The following is a 16,902-nucleotide window of genomic DNA, read 5'->3' on the forward strand; positions in this document are numbered from 1 at the left end:
ACGGTTTTCCTTTAGTTGACTTGCGTAAAGCTCTTATAATGGTCATGCGTCACAAAAATCATCCCGTCCGATGAGTATAACAAGCGATCGGCTCCTCGGTGGCCACAACGATAATTAATGTCTGCTTCAAACCATTGGCGCCCTTGTGCAATGGGTAACCCTTTCTCACGGTTAGAAAAACGGTCGCCGCCAATCGCTCTTCCTGGTAATACATCACAAAGATTGCCTTTTTTCGCATCCCATCCTGCTTCGCGGGCTTGTTTTTTCGTCATATAGAAAGCGGGAAGTTTTTGGTATTTCTCCATAAAGCTGACCACATTATCTTGTGCGGTCAGTTTATCGATGGTTTGTGAGGTTTCTTTTGGCGCGACTGCTTCACGAGCCGGAGGGTTGTTCTGCGTGGCTGGGGCTTCTGGTGCCGTTTTATCGCCACCATTAAAATAAAGGCTAATGACAATCAAAATAGCCATCAACACGACGGGTAAAATACGTTTATTCATAACACCTCAGTTTTTTGTGCTTTGCAGGCACACAAACGCCCTAGTCACAACATCTCCAAGAGTTTGTCACAAGGGCGAGCAAAGCCTAATTTATCTCAATCGCCGTGAAAATTACGCGGTACCACCAACGGTCAGTTTGTCCAATTTTAATGTAGGCTGCCCCACACCAACCGGCACACTTTGGCCTTCTTTACCACAAACACCAACGCCTTTATCAAGAGCCAAATCATTACCAACCATTGAAATCTGCTGCATAGCTTCAACACCGGAGCCGATTAACGTTGCCCCTTTCACAGGAGAAGTAATCTTACCTTTTTCAATCAGGTAAGCTTCTGATGTCGAAAATACAAATTTACCTGAGGTGATATCGACTTGACCACCACCAAAGTTTGGTGCATATATGCCTTTATCCACACTCGCGATAATTTCTTCTGGCGTTGATGTCCCTGCTAACATGTAGGTGTTGGTCATACGCGGCATAGGTAAGTGTGCATAAGATTCACGGCGTGCATTACCTGTTGGAGCAACTCCCATCAGGCGTGCATTCAGTTTATCTTGAATATAATTACGTAAAACACCATTTTCTATTAGGACGTTATACTGCCCAGGCACCCCTTCGTCATCAATAGCGAGAGAACCTCGACGGCCTGTAATCGTACCATCATCCACGACCGTACACAGTGGCGATGCCACTTGCTCACCAATTTGGCCTGAAAAAACAGAGGTACCGCGACGGTTAAAGTCACCTTCTAAACCATGGCCTACTGCTTCATGTAATAGAACCCCCGGCCAACCAGCGCCCAGCACAACTGGCATCATTCCAGCAGGCGCTGCGATCGCAGACAAGTTCACCAGCGCCATACGCACCGCTTCACGTGCATATTGCTCAGCAACTACTTGCCCTTGGTGAATTTCCAGGAAATATTCGTAACCATAACGGCCACCGCCACCACTCGCACCACGCTCGCGCTTGCCATCATGTTCCACCAGCACGCTGACCGATAAACGCACTAATGGGCGAATATCTGCCGCTAAAGTGCCGTCTGTTGCAGCGACTAACACTTGCTCATAAACACCGGTTAAGCTGGCATTGACTTCAATGACACGCGGGTCTTCTGCACGAGCAACTTGGTCAACACGATGCAGTAAATCAATCTTTTGTTCCCGCGATAAACTTTGCAGTGGGTCTGCTGCTGAATACAATTTTTTATATTCAACGTTAGTTAAAATTTGTGATTTACCAGTGCCTTGCTCATTCACAATACTGCGTGCAGCGGTTGCACTTTGTGTCAGCGCATGAAGTGAAATTTGGTCAGCATAAGCAAACCCGGTTTTTTCACCACTGATAGCTCTTACGCCAACACCTTGGTCGATATTATAAGAGCCATCTTTGATGATCCTATCTTCAAGTACCCACGACTCATGGAAACTCGATTGAAAGAACAGATCCGCGTAATCCAGATGGCGCTCAGATAACAAACCTAAAATGTCATACAGATTTTCTTGCCCAAGGCGGTTGGCGGCCAGCAAGTGTTCGCTGACAGAAACTAAACTCATATTCGTTACTCTTTGGTTTCTTTTTTAATCAATGATGTCAATTGCGGTCTAAAGCGGTTGTGTTTGACCACTTTGATTTGCTCACGCATGACACTTAAGCTGTCTGTTTTAATATTCAGTACCGTAGAAGCAACTGCATCCACGTTCTTTTTCATCACTTTACCCCAACCGTCAACGGCAAGGCTATGCCCCCACGTGCGACGCGTACCATGCACACCAACTTGAGCAGGCGCTAAAATATAGCATTGGTTTTCTATCGCACGAGCACGTAATAACGGCTCCCAATGCGCTTGGCCGGTGTAACGGGTAAATGCAGCAGGTACAGAGATAATTTCTGCGCCTTGCTCGCGTAATGCTTGGAATAAACCTGGAAAACGTAAATCATAGCAAATTGTCATGCCAAGGCGACCAACGGGTGTATCAACGACGGTAATATGTTCACCGCGTTGATAAATTACAGACTCGTTATAAGTGCCTTGCTCGTCTTCGATATTGACATCAAACATGTGAATTTTGTCGTAGCGCGCTTTAATATTTCCTTCAGAATCAAACAATAAGCTACTACTTGTAATACGCTCAGGATCTTCACGGCTAACCATTGGCATTGAACCAATTAAAATCCAAACATGATAACGTTTAGCCATTGCGCTAATCGCATTTTGCAAAGGGCCTTTTCCTTGCTCTTCTGCTTGTTTGCGATACGTTGCAGCATCCGCGAATAACAATGCGTTTTCAGGTGTCAGTACTAACTCAACGGTTTCGGGTAACTGTTTGATCTGCTGTTCGATTTGCGCCAAATTGTGTTTAGTATTATTTCCGCTACATAACTGCAAAAGTGCAACGTTGCCATTTTTCATTACTCTTGAGTCTCCTTAAGTTGACGTAATACTTCATCAATTTTCGGCTCGTCCAAACTACCTGTTACTCGGTAACGAATAACGGAAACTTTACTCCATAATGGACCGAGCACTTTTGTTGCTGCAAATACGGCAGCCCCAGCAAATGGATTTACCACAAACGCGGTTGCTACTCCTACTGTAGCAGATATTTCTGGTGTGATAACGGCTTCGACGTTAATTTGGCGTTTAACAAGGTCAATTTGACCATCAAATGAGATGTCTGCAACTAAGCCATCAACATAGGTATTTTTCGAAACCAACACACCATTTTTAATCGTCGCATCACCTTTAATCGAGTCAAAATCGAAGTCATTACTAAACGTGTCGCTAAAATCAAATCGTAGCTTACGTAACAAGGCATCAAAGCTGACTAGGCGCAATATTTGCCCTGCGCGGCCACCGCCCATTTGAGCAATCGCACCTTTACCCAATTTTGCAGACATTTTACCATTTAAAGAGGCAATATCGGGTGACCAAGGCAAGTTAGCCCAATTTAAATCAAATTCAATAGTATAAGGTGATTGGATAATCGGAACTAATATACCAAAATAGGCTGCTGTTTCGTCAAAAGCATCACCGGTTAATGAGCCTGCAACTTGAGTTTTATTGCCTTTTTCACTGTCCCAAATCGCATCTAACTTTAATTTCGTAACACTGTTATCTAACGTGCCATCAGTCAATTGCAATAATGTCCCTTTAGGTTTGATATTCGCGCTAATCTCACCCAATTTCTGCCCAGCAACCCAGCACTCTTTACAGTGCAACTGTAATTGCGGCCATTGGCTAAAATCAAATTGGCTTGTGGCAAGGTTATTAATTTCGGCGCTCGTGGAAGCGCTGGGATTGTAATACAAATAATCAATAGCGACCTGCCAAGGCTGTGAAGCAAATATTTGTAACGAACCTTTTAGGTTTTCACTATTGATACTGACTAATTGCTCAGCCTGTTGTAAGTCATAGGAAAAATTGACTGCATTCCATTGCTGCCCAGCGAGATAAATAGATGGAATATTGACCTCAAGCATGTCAGGTAAGCGAATATTCATACCGCCTTCACGGCTATGGGAAGACACTAGCAACCCAGCTAATTTCTCCCAGTTCATGTCGGTAATAGCAGGTAAATCAACGACAAAAGACGAGCCTTTAGGTAATTCAGGAATGCCATTACGCCATTGGGCAATATGGGCTTTTAATAAGCTTAAAGGCTTATCACTCAGCCCCCACTGCGAATTAAAACCAATGCGCTTGCCAATATCACCACCAACTTCCAACTGCTCTGTCGTCCCTTTCGCCTGAACGTTAATTTGCCCAAGTTCCGCTAATAGAGTGCTATCAATAGCGGGTAACTGACTTTTCAGTTGTTTTAACCCTGCGGTGACGCCTATTTGTAAGCCTACTGGCTCTTTCGCCGTATTTGGAATCGTGATAGCAACTTGGCTTTTCCAGTTAGTGGTTCCTGACACTTTTTGCTTAATCTCAGTCGGCAACATGGCCAATTTATTCACGGCCCAGTTTCCGTTAATATTCACATCCACTAAATAATTTTTTGCTTGGTCTGTGGTGGTGAAATCGACAGTAATCGGCTGTTCGAACCAATGACCCCGCAGGTTTTCCCCTCGTAGATCGCCATTGTTAAACTCAAAACTGCCCGTTAAAGCGGAAATAGTGCTATCAATGGGCTGAATATATAAATCATTTTTATTGAGATTGACCTTCCCTTTAGCAACAACGTCCTTACCCGCTACCAGTGGAATAGACAATCCCAACTGCCCATTAACGGCTCCCCCAATTTGTAACTCTTCAAGCGTATCGCCAATTGAGTGTTTCATCGGGGTATGCACAAAATATTGTTGGATTTGTTTTCCTGTTCCATGGATATCCGCATTGATATACAGCATTTCTTTCGTGTAATCAGGAATATTGGCATCAAGGTTAGTTGCGGTGGCATCGGCCAATTTCACGGCTGGTGCATGCATATATAGCCCTGCACGCCTGAAGTCTAAATCCATATCCAAGTTCAACAACGCAGGCCATTCACTGTCATATTCAAATGTGGCATCACGCAGAGGAACGTAAACTTGGAATTGCCCATCATTGTTATCATAAGGAAAATGAGCGGGGTCGCCTTTATAGACTAAAGTGGCGTTATCTACACTACCGGCGATAATCGCTTTCGTCAGGTAATCCGCCACATCTTGGCCCATTAACTTTTGGGGAAAATAACGCCATGCATCTCCCGCATCATCTAAACGAATTCCGGCAAGAATAGCGAGATCGGCATAATTTCCTTTTTTCGCTTTTGCGTAACGAAACTCACCATTGGCCCATAATGACGTTGCTTGTACCTCTAATGATGGGCTCCACAATTTAAATTCACTGTCATTATTGACCCAATGGAATTGGCCCGTTGCCGTCTTTATCGAAAAAGGGGCTTTAAATTCATCACGATAGTCCACTTCACTATCTTGTAAGCGGACCGTTGCACCACCACTTTGCATTCCACCAATTAAAGCCCCCGAAAAATGGTTAACCGAAGGTAATTCTTTCCATTTTTTCCAGCTAACATTTTGCCAGTCCATGTTGAATTGTACGTTTTCAGGCAGATTTGGCGTGATATCAAGTGCAAATTCACTCACCAGCCCCGTTGGTTGGCGATGTTGCCAATCCTGTACCATTTCAGGGGTTAAAAAGGAAAATGTGGGTAACACTTCACTTAAACGTTCAAGTTCAATATCTTTTGCACGGATGCGCCAATGGTCATTATCCTGATATTTTTTGCTAGCAGGCAAATACAAGACCGAGACGCTCCCTTGTGGCCAAATAAATTCATTGGTTTTTAAGGTATCAAGCTCGGGAATATTAAATAACCACCCACTCCCCTGCCTTTTCATTCGCAAAAGCAAATCATTAACTTGTAAGTTTTGTGCTAATTTGCCCTCTCCCCAGTTAGCTTCCCCCTGCCGTAATTGAATAAGGCCGCTATCAATGCGGTGATTTCTCAGGGTTACCCAAGAAGACAGGCTAAAGTTGGCATCCCGTAATGACGTGTTATCCCGTAACCAGCGGCTAAGCCATGGCTGCATATCAATATTATCCGCTTGCAGATAAAAAATACCGTCGCTTAACACGCCATTTTTATCTGACACATCAAGCTTTACTTGCAGATAACCATGCTGTTTATTAATGGTTTCGAGGCTAACAAAGCCTTGAGCACGATGCCGTTCATTATCATTAAGCCACGAGAGTTCGGGCAAAATCAGCGTCGTTTTTTGTTCAGAAGGTGTGAGAAAGGTTAATCGGCTTTCTTTTAATACAAAATGGTCAAATTGCCGTAAAAATAGATCTTCAATGCCATCTAAAGACTCGCCTTTTGTTGAGTCTCCAAAACTAAAAGGGATTTTATAATCCACATTTAATTGATAAAAGGTTAAATCACGAAAACGCCAGCGTAGAGAAAACAACGAGCTCCAGATATCTAATTCAACCCTAATAGTATTCGCTGTGATATCGGTGGTTTGATTCTGTAAAACTACATCAGATAACGTCAGTACGGGGCCAAAAGATTGCCAAGCCCCTTTGATTTTACCAATTTGTACGGATACATCGGTCTTTCTTTCAACGTAATCAATCAGATCTTGCCGATAATTATCGATATTTGGCAGAAGAAAACGCAGCCCAGACAACACTAATGCGCACAGCAATAATATAACCGCAGTCGTCACCAGTGCTACACGTGGCAGTCGTCTCACTCATATCTCCTTTATTACATCATCACGACATCAAAACGTTCCTGACTGTAAAGTGGCTCAGTCTGAACTTTAACTTGCTTCCCAACAAAAATTTCAACTTCTGCAAGAGCGTGTGACTCATCCCCTTTAAGGACATCCACCACAGCTTGAGAGGCATAAACGAGGAACCTATCAGCATCTATCGTGCGGTGCACACGAACTATTTCACGTAAGATTTCATAACATACTGTTTCGACTGATTTAACAGTTCCACGTCCTTGGCAAGTTGGGCAGTCATCGCATAACACATGTTCTAAGCTTTCTCTTGTGCGCTTGCGCGTCATTTCGACTAAGCCTAGCTGCGAAAAACCATTAATGGTTGTTTTGACTTTATCTTTACTCAATGCCTGCTCTAATGATGCTAGCACACGACGACGATGTTCTGAGTCAGCCATGTCAATAAAATCAATAATAATAATACCGCCTAAGTTGCGCAAACGCAGCTGTCTTGCTATCGCTTGAGTGGCTTCGATATTGGTATTGAAGATGGTTTCTTCAAGGTTACGATGCCCAACAAATGCCCCTGTATTGATATCAATAGTCGTCATGGCTTCAGTTTGATCGATAATCAAGTAACCACCTGATTTCAACTCCACTTTTCGATCCATTGCTCGCTGAATTTCGTTTTCAACGTCAAACAAATCAAATATCGGCTGGTTTCCCTGATAGAGCTCGAGCTTAGCGGTCATTTCTGGCACATACTCTTCGATAAACTCTTGTAATTGAGTATAGGTCAAACGAGAGTCAACACGAATGCGGTCAAGGTGAGCGCCAGCAAAATCACGGATAATGCGGAAGGCAAGCGCTAATTCACCATAAATTTTTGTGCGAGTCACATTACGCTTTTTTCGTTCAATCACTTTCGCCCACAGGCGCTTTAAGAAAGCAGCATCCTGTTTAACTTCCTCTTCCCCGACCCCTTCTGCTGCCGTACGGATAATAAAACCGCCATTTTCATCACAATACTGTGAAACACAGGCTTTTAAGCGTTCTCTTTCATCTTCACTTTCGATACGTTGTGAGACGCCAACATGGGAAGCCCCTGGCATAAAGACCAAATAGCGAGAAGGAAGAGTAATGTCCGTAGTCAGGCGAGCGCCTTTAGTACCAAGAGGGTCCTTAACAACTTGGACGATTAAATCTTGTCCTTGTTTAACCAGTTCTGCAATATCCCTGACATGAAAGTTTTTCTGCTCATCTCCTGCAATACATTCCGTATGAGGCATAATGTCAGAAGCATGCAAAAAAGCCGCTTTATCTAGACCAATATCAACAAAGGCCGCCTGCATTCCCGGTAAGACACGGCTCACACGGCCTTTGTAAATATTCCCTACTAACCCTCTTTTTGCTTCTCGTTCAACATGAATTTCTTGTAATATCCCACCATCAATATAAGCAACACGCGTTTCAGATGGTGTAATGTTCACTAATAGTTCCGCTGTCATGACTTCCCCTTACCATCACTTAACGCTAAAAATCGCTGAATTAGCTCGTCTGTTTCAACCAGTGGTAAACCAACAACCCCATGATAGCTGCCATTAATCTTACGTATAAAACGCCCACCAATTCCTTGTATTCCATAAGCGCCTGCCTTATCCATTGGCTCACCTGACTGTATATAATCCTGTATTTCGAGCAAAGATAACTCGCGGAATGTCACATCTGTCACAATTAGTGACTGTATCGTCTGTTGACGGTTGGATAAGGCAATCGCCGTCATGACTTGATGGGTTCTTCCCGATAATGCACTTAGCATCGCTTCTGCGTGCTGGCTATCTTGCGGCTTTTCCAATATTTTGTCTGCAAGAACAACGATAGTATCAGCGCCCAAAACAGGCTGATTATTGGGTGCTATCGCAACACCAGCTAAAGATTTATCTCTTGCAAGACGCTGAACATAGTCTTGAGGCGTCTCCCCCTCCTGCCACTGTTCTTCTACCTCAGGACGTAAAATTTCAAAGGTATAATTAAGTTGCTGAACAAGTTCACGTCGACGGGGTGAGCCGGACGCAAGATAAATTAAACACATAAACTGAATTCCCAGTCAGACCGACAACTAGCACTCTAACATACTGAAAATTGCCGACGAATTTTACGTAAAAGCAAAAATAGCCATGGCCATAGAATACCATTCACTACGCTATTCCAAAATACTTGCGGGTGGAATAATACTTGTGATGATAGAAATTCAGCCCAAAAAACAGCAAGATCTTGAATGATAGTGAGTAACATAATCACCAACGCTTGCTGCCACAACGCCATATTGCGCAACAGCTGGTGTTTATAAGAGACGAGATAGCAAATAATACTAAAAGAGAGAGCATGCACTCCTAGCGCGGAGCCCTGAATGGAATCAACAATAATCCCTAAGATAAAGCTTGTGCCAACACTCACTCGGTGTGGTAATGCCATCACCCAATAAGTGAGGATCAACAGAAGCCATGATGGCCGGTAAAAGCTGAGTTGCTCCGGCCAAGGCATGACTTGTAAAATCAACGCAATAAAAAATGATAACCAAATGATGGCTCGGCCATTTCCACGATACTCATCCATGCTAATTTACTCCCTTGCCCATAACCATACTGTGTTTCCTCTACTTATGGTTGTGACGTCGGAGCCATTGATGGTGGCAATGGAGGCCCCTGAATTTCATTCGGGTTAGGTAATACTTGCGGCAACACTTTCATCAAGCGTTCATTTGCTGCACGATAAACTTCCGAAGGCTGTAGTGGCGTTTTAGGGTCGTTATCATTTCCCCATAATAACAGAAGATAACGCAAACGTTGTAATTCCGCACTCGGCTTCGCGCTAATGATAGTATAAGCGCGTTGTGTGTCATGTTTTACGGCTGATACCACCCCGACTGGATACCCTTCAGGGAAACGCCCCCCTAGTCCTGATGTGACAAGGACATCACCAACACGAATATCGGTATTTTCAGGTAACGGTTCTAATTGAATATCATCAGAACAGCCAGAACCCGCAGCAATAACACGAACATCATTACGTAATACCTGTACAGGCAAGGCATGAGCAGTATCACAAATTAACAAGACACGGCTATTAAAGTTACTCACCCCGACCACTTGGCCAACAACGCCTTTATCACTAATAACGGGCTGCCCTTCATACACACCTTCGTTACTGCCCTTGTCTATAACAACTTGGTCGCGATAAGGTGTATTCGCCCCCGAAATCACTTGCGTGACCATCATGTGTTCATCTTGGCGAAGTGGCGAGCCAAGCAACTCCCTTAAGCGTGCATTTTCCTGCTTAAGTTGCTCTAAAAGTAAGTTGTCCGCTTTTTTCAGTAACAATTCTTGGCGTAATGCTTTGTTTTCAAATTGCAGTTGGTTTCTTGAAGAGAAACTTTCAGAGATATTATCGAGAAATTGCCGTGGGCCATTCGCTAAAAAATAGAATGGGCTAACCGCCGTGTCTAAATAGTTACGGACTTTATTGAAAGGCTCGAAACGATGGTCAATCACCACCAGTACAAGTGCAATGATTACCGCAAAAAAAATGCGTAACTGTAGGGATGGACCTCGCCTAAAAATTGGCTTCATGTGTGGCTAAGTTTCGCTAATGTCAGAGGAACAAAAAATAGTCAAAACAGTTGGAGAACTGTCCCCAACTGTTTCTAAAAGGCCATTTAGTCTTCGCTAAACAGGTCACCACCGTGCATATCAATCATTTCTAACGCTTTACCGCCACCACGAGCGACACACGTTAGCGGATCTTCAGCAACGATAACAGGGATACCCGTTTCTTCCATCAATAGGCGATCTAAATTACGAAGAAGCGCGCCACCACCGGTTAAGACCATACCGCGTTCTGAGATATCTGAAGCCAATTCAGGAGGGCACTGTTCAAGTGCTAGCATGACTGCGCTGACAATTCCTGTAAGCGGTTCTTGCAATGCTTCTAAAATTTCATTGGAGTTCATCTTAAATCCGCGAGGCACACCTTCTGCAAGGTTGCGACCGCGAACTTCGATCTCGTAGACTTCATCTGTTGGGAATGCAGAGCCAATCCCATGTTTAATGCGTTCGGCTGTCGCTTCACCGATGAGTGAGCCATAATTACGGCGTACATAGTTAATGATAGACTCATCGAAACGGTCACCACCAATACGCACAGATGAAGAGTAAACAACGCCATTCAGAGAAATAACAGCAACTTCTGTTGTACCACCACCGATATCAACAACCATTGAGCCCGTTGCTTCTGATACAGGTAGCCCAGCGCCAATCGCCGCTGCCATCGGTTCTTCAATTAAGAAGACTTCACGCGCGCCCGCACTTAATGCGGACTCGCGAATGGCTTTACGCTCAACTTGTGTTGCCCCAACAGGGACACAAACAAGCACTCGCGGGCTTGGGCGTAAAAAACTGTTACTGTGAACTTGTTTGATGAAGTGCTGTAACATTTTTTCAGTCAAGAAGAAGTCAGCGATAACACCGTCTTTCATTGGCCTGATTGCCGAAATATTACCAGGTGTACGTCCCAGCATCTGCTTCGCTTCACCACCGACAGCAGCAACGCTTTTTGGCGATCCAGAGCGGTCTTGACGAATAGCAACTACAGAGGGTTCATTTAATTTTACGCCTTGTCCTTTGACATAAATAAGGGTATTGGCCGTACCCAAGTCAATAGACAGGTCATTAGAAAACATGCCACGAAATTTTTTAAACATAACGAAAGAGTTATCCTGCAAGCTGGGGACGAATTTAAACCCGTCTACTCTACCAACCACTTGAAGCGGCCTCAAGGCGTTAATGAGCGGCTTCTACAAATATGGTTAATTCATCTACTTTTCACGTACCGTACTGTACATGCTTCTTATATAAACGAAGCAGATAAAAACCCCAAAAATAGAGATTAATTGTATTTTTACCGACAGGATAAAATGATACAAAAAAATTTCTACTCTTTGGTTGTTATATACTCCATCTTTTTCTTCCCAGTGTGACAAGCTATTGGGGCAACAAGTTCAAATATTATTTAGTTCTTTTTATTATTGCTACACACTGGCTATTTCCAATACAAATTGGGTGAATTCGCTGAGTGTTCGCTCTATTATCTACCAGAAACGCGGCAAATTTATGTCGATATACAAAATGAATCCGTCAGGATGCGATATTTTGCATGATAAAAGCCTATTTATGCCAGAAAAAAATAAATTTTTACAAATTAATTACAATATTAATAGCTTAAATACTGTTACTACGTCAATGAAATGCACTCAAATTTTAGTAATTTTCAAAATACATATTTAATCATTATATAGGAGTGAAAGATGAAAGCTCTCGTCCTACAACAAACTGACGAAAAAATCGTCTCTAGCATTCAACCATTAACTACAGAAATGCTTCCAGCCGGAGATATTATAGTCGATATTCATTGGTCCACACTCAATTATAAAGATGGATTAGCCATTTGTGGAAAAGCAGGTGTTGTTCGCCAATATCCGATGGTACCTGGTATCGATTTTTCAGGTGTGATCCACCACAGTGAAGACCCGCGTTTTCAAATCGGCCAACATGTCCTATTGACTGGATGGGGAGTTGGTGAAACGCATTGGGGAGGCTTAGCCTCTCAAGCTAGAGTCCCAGCCAAATACTTAACGCCTCTTCCAGAAAATTTAACGTTAAAACAAGCGATGATAATTGGCACAGCTGGCTTTACCGCTATGCTCTGTGTAAATGCTCTAGAAGACGCGGGGGTGACACCAGATAAAGGTGAAATCATTGTGAGTGGAGCAAGTGGTGGTGTTGGCAGCACCGCAGTACAATTACTTACGTTATTAGGTTATGACGTTGTCGCGATTTCAGGTCGAGCAGAAAACAGCAGTTACCTACAAAGTTTAGGTGCCAAGAGAGTGTTACCTCGCAGTGATTTCACTCATCCCGCGAAACCACTAGACAAACAGCTGTGGGCGGGTGCAATTGATACGGTAGGCGGTGAGCTACTCGCCAATCTTCTTGCACAAACACATTATAATGGTGCGGTTGCTGCTTGCGGCTTAGCCGGTGGCTTCGATTTACCGACCAGTGTCATGCCATTTATTTTACGTAATGTCCGGTTACAAGGTGTCGATTCGGTTTACTACCCTGCTGCAAACCGTCCTAAAGTATGGCAACGGCTCGCGGAACTTCTCCCACCGTCTTTCTATGAGCAAGTCAGCAATGAAATCACGTTAGAAGATTCTGTCGAATATGCAAAAAAAATCTTAAAAAATGAAGTCACTGGGCGTACGCTAGTCAACCTGCGCGCTTAACAATGAATATGTTGCGGTACCTTGCCAAAAATAGGGATTACCGCACAATTTCTAAAATAATTTCGGGTAATTTCTCTGATAAGACCAGTATTTTGCTGCTATATGTCACGAAATAATTATAATGGCGAACCTTGTCAGTAGAAAATCCATTTATTTTTATGATAAAAGATGACAAACGCTTAGCATCGCGTTATGTTGTCGGGCTATTGATAATATCGTCGGAGTTAGCAGCATAATGACAGAAGATATTCACATTTTACTCTTGAATGGGCCAAACCTAAACCTGCTAGGTACACGGGAACCCGATAAATACGGCAACCAAACTCTTGCTGATATCGTATCCAACCTTGAGGCAGAGGCGAGTCAACTAGGCATAAAATTGAGTCATTTTCAGTCAAACGCAGAATTTGAACTCATCGATAAAATTCATGCTGCACGTCATGATGCTGATTTTATTCTCATCAATCCGGCTGCATTCACACATACCAGTGTTGCACTACGTGATGCATTACTCGCGGTGAGTATCCCGTTTATCGAGATCCACCTGTCTAATGTGCACGCTAGGGAGCCATTTCGCCAACATTCTTATTTCTCCGATAAAGCTATCGGTGTAATTTGTGGTCTAGGTGCTGGTGGTTATAGTTTTGCTTTACAGGCAGCGGTTAACCACCTGCGCCTAATTAATTCAATCCAAATATAAGAGTACGGAATCATATTCATGGATATTCGTAAAATTAAAAAGCTGATCGAGCTGGTCGAAGAGTCTGGCATTTCTGAACTGGAAATTTCTGAAGGTGAAGAGTCAGTACGTATCAGCCGCGTTTCACCTGCTTCTCAGGTTATGGCTGCACCACAACAATATTACTCAGCACCGGTTGCACAACAACCAGCTCTGGCTAATGCGGTTGCACCATCTGAAGCAATGGTAGCGCCAGCTGCACCAGCTGCAGTTGCAGGTCACCAGGTTCGCTCACCAATGGTCGGTACTTTCTACCGCGCGCCAAGCCCAGAAGCTAAGCCGTTCGTTGAAGTTGGTCAAACGGTCAGCGTAGGTGATCCTCTTTGCATCGTTGAAGCGATGAAAATGATGAACCAAATCGAAGCAGATAAAGCAGGCGTTGTTAAAGCCATTCTGTTGCAAAACGGTGATGCAGTAGAATTTGACGAGCCATTAGTTGTCATCGAATAACGAGGCGTTTCCATGCTGGAAAAAATTGTTATTGCTAACCGTGGAGAAATCGCATTACGTATTTTGCGTGCCTGTAAAGAACTTGGCATCAAAACAGTAGCGGTTCACTCTACGGCAGATAGCGATCTAAAACACGTGTTACTGGCTGATGAAACAATTTGTATCGGCCCAGCAGCATCAGCAAAAAGTTACTTAAATATCCCTGCGATTATCTCCGCAGCGGAAATTTCAGGTGCACAAGCGATTCACCCAGGATATGGTTTCTTGGCTGAAAACGCAGATTTTGCAGAACAAGTTGAAAACTCTGGTTTTGTTTTTATCGGTCCAAAAGCTGAAACCATCCGCCTAATGGGTGATAAAGTTTCTGCGATTAACGCGATGAAAAAAGCCGGTGTACCTTGTGTTCCGGGTTCTGATGGCCCATTAGGGAACGACACTGAAAAAAATAAAGCCATCGCGAAACGTATCGGCTTCCCTGTCATCATCAAAGCATCTGGTGGTGGTGGTGGTCGTGGTATGCGTGTAGTGCGTAATGAAAAAGATTTAGAATCTTCTATCAACCTAACGCGCGCTGAAGCGAAATCCGCTTTTAATAATGATATGGTTTACATGGAAAAATTCCTTGAAAACCCACGTCATATTGAAATTCAAGTCATGGCTGATGGCCAAGGTCACGCAGTTTACTTAGCTGAGCGTGACTGTTCAATGCAGCGTCGCCATCAAAAAGTGGTTGAAGAAGCACCAGCGCCAGGCATTACGCCAGAAATTCGCCGTAATATCGGTGAACGCTGTGCTAATGCATGTATTGAAATCGGTTATCGCGGCGCAGGTACCTTCGAATTTTTATTCGAAAACGGTGAGTTCTACTTCATTGAAATGAATACCCGTATTCAAGTTGAACACCCAGTCACTGAGATGATCACGGGTGTCGACTTGATTAAAGAACAGCTGCGTGTTGCATCTGGGCTACCATTATCAGTGAAACAAGAAGATATCGTGGTACATGGTCATGCTGTTGAGTGCCGTATCAATGCTGAAGACCCGAATACTTTCATCCCAAGCCCTGGGAAAATTACCCGCTTCCACTCACCAGGTGGTTTTGGTGTGCGTTGGGAATCTCATATTTACGCAGGTTACACAGTACCTCCGTACTATGACTCAATGATTGGCAAATTAATTACTTATGGTGAAACTCGTGAAATCGCTATTTCTCGTATGAAAAATGCGTTAAACGAATTAATCGTTGATGGTATTAAAACCAATCTTGAATTGCACCAAATGATTATGAACGATGAAAATTTCCAAAAAGGTGGTACTAACATCCACTATTTAGAGAAAAAACTGGGTATTGCTGAATAAGTCAGCGATAACTTGTTTTACCCATCGTCAATAAATACCGCATAGCTGAGCTTTGCGGTATTTTTTTGAGTGAAAATCAACGAATATGCTGAATTGGGATCGTATTTTCGATAGGTGCGGCGCGCTGGAATAAATGTAGATTATCCATCACAGAGGCTGGAGGACGATGTAAGCGTAGCTCATTCGCCATATATTGCATATAGGGGTCAATATGGCTAAAAATGGCTTTATAGCCTTCACACAAATGATTGTGCCATTTATTTTCAACTTTTGTTGTCCTATGTTTAGGACATCCCCCATGACAAGCAAACTTAAATTCACACTGTTGGCACAAAGAGGATAGGTTGAGTTTTTGCTGACCAAAACGTTGTTGCTGTTTGCTAGAAACCAGTTTATTCAGAGGCTTAGTTAATAGGTTACCCAACTTAAATTCAGGGTAAACAAAGTGGTCACAACTATAAATATCCCCATTTTGCTCTGCCACCAGCCCGTATCCACAAGAAGGTTGCATCACGCAAAAACTTGGCATGTCCCCAGACCATGCAGCAAGTGAGTTATCAAATAGCTGGATAAACACATTGCCAACATCTTTTCTTACCCAAAGGTCAAAGACTTTATTGATAAAATTGCCGTATTGCTTTCCTGTAATTGACCATGGTGTTAAGTGCTTTTCGCCCTGTTCTTGCGGATAGCTCAAATGTTGAAATTCATTATTTGTTATCTCATATTCAACCACAGGGATAAATTGTAAATAACGCGCTTGCAGTTCTTCAGTAATAAAACGGTAAATTTCTTCAGGATATTTTGCCGTTTCATTATTAATCACTGTCAAAATATTAAAATCGATTTGATATTCTTTAAGTAAATTAACTGCATTGATGACTTTATCAAAGACGGAGTTACCTGAGTTAGATTTGCGGTAAATATCATGAAGCCATTGAGGGCCATCAAGAGATATTCCGACTAAGAAATTATGTGTTTTTAGAAAATTAGCCCAGTCAGAGTTTAACAAGACGCCGTTTGTTTGGATGCTATTGTAGATTTGCTTCCCTTTCCCATAGCGTTGTTGATACTGGATAACTTTTTTGAAAAAATCTAAGCCAGCCATTAGCGGCTCGCCGCCTTGCCAAGTAAAATCAATCTCATGGCTAGGTGATAATTCAATATACTGACGAATATATTCTCTCAATGTATTGTCATCCATACACTTGAGTTTTTTATCACTGAACCCAGTTTGATGTTCTTTTTCTAAATAAAAGCAATAATCACACTTTAAATTGCACTGGTAACTTGTTGGCTTTGCCATAATGTGAAATGCTTTTTTCATAAA

The 16,902-nt window shown here is 43.0% G+C and carries 14 protein-coding genes; 4 read left to right on the plus strand and 10 right to left on the minus strand.

The features are described 5' to 3' along the window. Positions 1-11 precede the first annotated feature (11 nt). The 9 genes from M0M83_RS17210 to M0M83_RS17250 form a co-directional block, all read right to left on the minus strand. Positions 12-500 (minus strand): ribonuclease domain-containing protein, encoded by a 489-nt coding sequence (locus M0M83_RS17210; protein ID WP_125890439.1) that lies wholly within the window; start codon positions 498-500, stop codon positions 12-14. A gap of 111 nt (positions 501-611) precedes the next feature. Continuing rightward, a complete protein-coding gene (gene tldD / locus M0M83_RS17215) occupies positions 612-2,057 on the minus strand; it encodes a metalloprotease TldD (RefSeq protein WP_125890440.1) in 1,446 nt (481 codons plus the stop codon). A 5-nt stretch (positions 2,058-2,062) separates the two neighbouring features. Further along, the gene (gene nit1 / locus M0M83_RS17220) at positions 2,063-2,914 is read right to left on the minus strand and encodes a deaminated glutathione amidase (RefSeq protein ID WP_125890441.1); all 852 of its coding nucleotides are present in this window, start codon (positions 2,912-2,914) and stop codon (positions 2,063-2,065) included. Beyond that, positions 2,914-6,705, minus strand: coding sequence for an AsmA2 domain-containing protein YhdP (yhdP, locus tag M0M83_RS17225; RefSeq protein ID WP_248467063.1), 3,792 nt, complete (start codon positions 6,703-6,705; stop codon positions 2,914-2,916). The genes nit1 and yhdP overlap by 1 nt, the downstream gene beginning before the upstream one ends. 14 nt (positions 6,706-6,719) lie before the next feature. Then, on the minus strand, positions 6,720-8,189 hold the full coding sequence (gene rng / locus M0M83_RS17230; RefSeq protein WP_125890443.1) for a ribonuclease G: 1,470 nt from the start codon (positions 8,187-8,189) through the stop codon (positions 6,720-6,722). Then, positions 8,186-8,773: a Maf family protein gene (locus tag M0M83_RS17235; RefSeq protein WP_125890444.1), complete on the minus strand. Its 588-nt coding sequence runs from the start codon at positions 8,771-8,773 to the stop codon at positions 8,186-8,188. Before M0M83_RS17235 ends, rng begins: the two co-directional genes overlap by 4 nt. Before the next feature lie 35 nt (positions 8,774-8,808). Continuing rightward, positions 8,809-9,297 (minus strand): rod shape-determining protein MreD, encoded by a 489-nt coding sequence (gene mreD / locus M0M83_RS17240; RefSeq protein ID WP_115167923.1) that lies wholly within the window; start codon positions 9,295-9,297, stop codon positions 8,809-8,811. Positions 9,298-9,341: 44 nt separating this feature from the next. Next, complete coding sequence (gene mreC, locus M0M83_RS17245; RefSeq protein WP_125890445.1) at positions 9,342-10,310, minus strand: rod shape-determining protein MreC; 969 nt, start codon at positions 10,308-10,310, stop codon at positions 9,342-9,344. An 86-nt stretch (positions 10,311-10,396) separates the two neighbouring features. After that, the gene (locus M0M83_RS17250) at positions 10,397-11,440 is read right to left on the minus strand and encodes a rod shape-determining protein (RefSeq protein WP_004908213.1); all 1,044 of its coding nucleotides are present in this window, start codon (positions 11,438-11,440) and stop codon (positions 10,397-10,399) included. 603 nt (positions 11,441-12,043) lie between these two features. On the opposite strand from M0M83_RS17250, the gene M0M83_RS17255 reads away from it, so the two are divergent. The 4 genes from M0M83_RS17255 to accC all read left to right on the plus strand — a co-directional run bounded on the left by M0M83_RS17255 (position 12,044) and on the right by accC (position 15,572). Next, on the plus strand, positions 12,044-13,024 hold the full coding sequence (locus M0M83_RS17255) for an oxidoreductase (RefSeq protein WP_248467065.1): 981 nt from the start codon (positions 12,044-12,046) through the stop codon (positions 13,022-13,024). Between the two features lie 235 nt (positions 13,025-13,259). Continuing rightward, the gene (gene aroQ / locus M0M83_RS17260; RefSeq protein WP_248467066.1) at positions 13,260-13,724 is read left to right on the plus strand and encodes a type II 3-dehydroquinate dehydratase; all 465 of its coding nucleotides are present in this window, start codon (positions 13,260-13,262) and stop codon (positions 13,722-13,724) included. Positions 13,725-13,742: 18 nt separating this feature from the next. Continuing rightward, entirely contained in the window at positions 13,743-14,213 is a 471-nt protein-coding gene (accB, locus tag M0M83_RS17265) for an acetyl-CoA carboxylase biotin carboxyl carrier protein (protein ID WP_125890448.1), read from the plus strand. A gap of 12 nt (positions 14,214-14,225) precedes the next feature. Continuing rightward, the gene (gene accC, locus M0M83_RS17270; RefSeq protein WP_125890449.1) at positions 14,226-15,572 is read left to right on the plus strand and encodes an acetyl-CoA carboxylase biotin carboxylase subunit; all 1,347 of its coding nucleotides are present in this window, start codon (positions 14,226-14,228) and stop codon (positions 15,570-15,572) included. Between the two features lie 76 nt (positions 15,573-15,648). Here the strand turns inward: accC and M0M83_RS17275 are convergent, their stop codons facing one another. Further along, on the minus strand, positions 15,649-16,899 hold the full coding sequence (locus M0M83_RS17275; protein WP_248467068.1) for an anaerobic sulfatase maturase: 1,251 nt from the start codon (positions 16,897-16,899) through the stop codon (positions 15,649-15,651). Between the last annotated feature and the right edge of the window lie 3 nt (positions 16,900-16,902).

This window comes from Providencia rettgeri, from assembly GCF_023205015.1.
GTDB lineage: Bacteria > Pseudomonadota > Gammaproteobacteria > Enterobacterales > Enterobacteriaceae > Providencia > Providencia rettgeri_E.

Bases quoted from the DNA above. Each gene is read 5' to 3' on its own strand.
- M0M83_RS17210 (WP_125890439.1), bottom strand. From the start codon at position 500: ATGAATAAACGTATTTTACCCGTCGTGTTGATGGCTATTTTGATTGTC.
- accB (WP_125890448.1), top strand. From the start codon at position 13,743: ATGGATATTCGTAAAATTAAAAAGCTGATCGAGCTGGTCGAAGAGTCT.
- mreC (WP_125890445.1), bottom strand. From the start codon at position 10,310: ATGAAGCCAATTTTTAGGCGAGGTCCATCCCTACAGTTACGCATTTTT.
- accC (WP_125890449.1), top strand. From the start codon at position 14,226: ATGCTGGAAAAAATTGTTATTGCTAACCGTGGAGAAATCGCATTACGT.
- aroQ (WP_248467066.1), top strand. From the start codon at position 13,260: ATGACAGAAGATATTCACATTTTACTCTTGAATGGGCCAAACCTAAAC.
- M0M83_RS17275 (WP_248467068.1), bottom strand. From the start codon at position 16,899: ATGAAAAAAGCATTTCACATTATGGCAAAGCCAACAAGTTACCAGTGC.
- M0M83_RS17250 (WP_004908213.1), bottom strand. From the start codon at position 11,440: ATGTTTAAAAAATTTCGTGGCATGTTTTCTAATGACCTGTCTATTGAC.
- M0M83_RS17255 (WP_248467065.1), top strand. From the start codon at position 12,044: ATGAAAGCTCTCGTCCTACAACAAACTGACGAAAAAATCGTCTCTAGC.
- mreD (WP_115167923.1), bottom strand. From the start codon at position 9,297: ATGGATGAGTATCGTGGAAATGGCCGAGCCATCATTTGGTTATCATTT.
- M0M83_RS17235 (WP_125890444.1), bottom strand. From the start codon at position 8,773: ATGTGTTTAATTTATCTTGCGTCCGGCTCACCCCGTCGACGTGAACTT.
- nit1 (WP_125890441.1), bottom strand. From the start codon at position 2,914: ATGAAAAATGGCAACGTTGCACTTTTGCAGTTATGTAGCGGAAATAAT.
- tldD (WP_125890440.1), bottom strand. From the start codon at position 2,057: ATGAGTTTAGTTTCTGTCAGCGAACACTTGCTGGCCGCCAACCGCCTT.
- rng (WP_125890443.1), bottom strand. From the start codon at position 8,189: ATGACAGCGGAACTATTAGTGAACATTACACCATCTGAAACGCGTGTT.